At 60.0% G+C, this 2,526-nt stretch carries 1 protein-coding gene; it reads left to right on the top strand.

Annotated elements, in window-relative coordinates:
* Positions 1 to 2,526 (top strand): beta strand repeat-containing protein (locus tag GYRE_RS24675; RefSeq protein ID WP_038252065.1); only part of this gene is annotated, 2,526 nt, incomplete at both ends.

Raw genomic sequence — 2,526 nt, 5'->3', positions numbered from 1 at the left:
TGGTGACCGGCAGTGGTAATACCGTACAGCTCAATGGTGGGGTCAATATCTCTACCAGCGTCACTCCAAATGCGTATTTGCTTGATGTTGCCGGGATCTTTATTGACGGTGATAACACCCTGTCCGTTAGCGGCGACTCCTTAATGAACATCGTCGGTGCTACTAATGAGCCAGTTCAGTTTGCCGTGGTCAATAACGGTGGTCACCTGGTGTTGAATGATGATTCAACGTTGACTGTTGCGTATACGAGCGTGGACGCTGGTATTGCCAGTGCCCTGGGCAGCGCGATAGAAGCCTCCGGTGAGGGCTCGGCGGTCGATAACTACGGTACGATCACCAGTGATTCCTTTGATTATGCGCTGATGGCGGCTGCCAGCGGCGCTCAGGTGACCAACCACGGCACGGTAAACAGCCAGGCGAAAAGCACGACCAAGAGCTGGGGGACACTGCATGCCACCGCTGGCGGTACCGCAATCAACGCCGACGGCGGGACGGTTAACCTGACCAGCACCCTGACGCCGGGCTCAATGGGTTATGGTCTGTCCGATCTTCCGCTCAGAACCAATAGATTGGTGGGCTATGCGATGCTGGCGGATGCCAGTACGACGGCGAGTACGCTGATTAACGACGTGGGCGGCACCATCAACCTGCAGGGCGCGGGCCTGTTCGGCATGGGCGTGGTGAAAGGCACGGCGACGAATGCGGGCACCATCAATCTCGACGGCTTTATTCCGGTGCTCAATGACGACGGCACCGTTGCCAGTACCAGTCTTTACGATAGCACCAACATCAAGCTTCACGGCGCCGGGATGGTGATGGGTAGCGACTGGACTGGTATGTCGTCCAATGCCAACGGCGTAAACACCGGCACCATCAACGTCAATAATGAAGGCATTGGCATGCTGGCGCTGCACGGCGGCACGGTGACCAACCAGGGAACCATCAACCTGACCGCCGATGAGGGCGTGACGGGGTCGATGAATAACCAGCTGGTCGGCATGATGGTGGCCTACGGCGGGACCGCAATTAACGATAAAGATGGTGTGATTAACATCGACGCCGACTACGGTCAGGCGTTTGCCACCGACGGCAGCGGGCTGATTATCAACTACGGTAAAATCTGCGCCGACGGCAGCTGCGAAGATGCAGCAACCTATAACCCGACCGACAGCGCGGTGGCCTATGAAGACGGTGACGTGATTGCCGCCGCAGGCGCCAGCACCGCGCTGAGCGGCACGCAGATGATTAGCGGTAACGTCAGCAACGACGGCAGCGTCTCCGGCGGCACTATTACCTTCTGGGACACCAACAGCACCCTGACCAACCAGGCGGACGGCACCATCAGCAGCGCGGTCACCCTGGCGGCGGGCACGCTGAATAACGCCGGGACGTTAAGCGGGACGGTGGGGCTATCTAACGGCGCGACGCTGAACAATACCGGCGTTATTACCACCGACGGCTCGAAATCGCTGAACGGCGGGCTGATGATCCTCGGCAGCGGTAACAACACCATTGTTAACAGCGGTACCATCAACCAGACCGCCAGCGGTGTGAATCTGGTGTATACCACCAGCGCGGCCCCGACGCAGAGTACCTTCTGGAACCAGGTCGGTGCGGAAATCAACTATCAGGGGACCGGCTCGGCGCTTTACATGCGCAATAACAATACCGTGGCGATCAACGACGGCACCATCACGGTTGACGGCCAGGGGGCGATGGCGATGCGCGGCGGCGCCGGGGCGCAGCTTATCAACAGCAGCACCGGGGTAATTAACGTCGGCACCGAAGGCACGACGAACACCAATATGATCGGTATGCAGCTCAGCAGCGAGGCCAACGCCAGTTCAGTTATCCAGAACGACGGCACCATCAATATCTACGCCAGCAACTCGTCTGCCTTTGCGAATATGGGTGCCGGGCATGTGGTGAACAACGGCACCGTCTACATCGACCCGTCGGTCACCGGTTCGTCGATTATGGCATCGGGCAGCAGCAATAAGACCCTCTCAGGTACAGGCGAAGGCGCTGACGGCGATACCACCGACTACACCCACTACACCACACCAACAACCGCCAGCAGCAGTTCAACGTCGGCCACCAACGACCTGACCGGCTACGTGGTGGGCACCAGCGCCGACGGCAGCGCCGGGACGCTGATGGTGAGCAACGCCAGCATGAACGGCGTGTCGGTCAACACCGGCTTTACCGCCGGCACCGACGCCACCAGCGTGACCTTCGACAACGTGGTGCAGGGCAGCAACCTGACGGATGCGTCAGCCATTGCCTCCACCTCGGTGGTGTGGAACGCGCAGGGCAGCACCGACGCCAGCGGCAACGTTGACGTGACCATGAGCAAAAACGCCTATGCCGACGTGGCAACCGACGGCAGCGTCAGCAGCGTGGCGAACGCGCTGGACGCGGGCTACACCAACAACGAGCTGTACAGCAGCCTCAACGTCGGCAGCCAGGCCGAGCTGAACAGCGCGCTGAAGCAGGTGAGCGGCAGCCAGGCGACCAACGTCTTCC

The sequence above is a fragment of the Yokenella regensburgei ATCC 49455 genome (assembly GCF_000735455.1).
GTDB lineage: Bacteria > Pseudomonadota > Gammaproteobacteria > Enterobacterales > Enterobacteriaceae > Yokenella > Yokenella regensburgei.
This window is presented reverse-complemented; position numbering and strand designations above follow the sequence as displayed.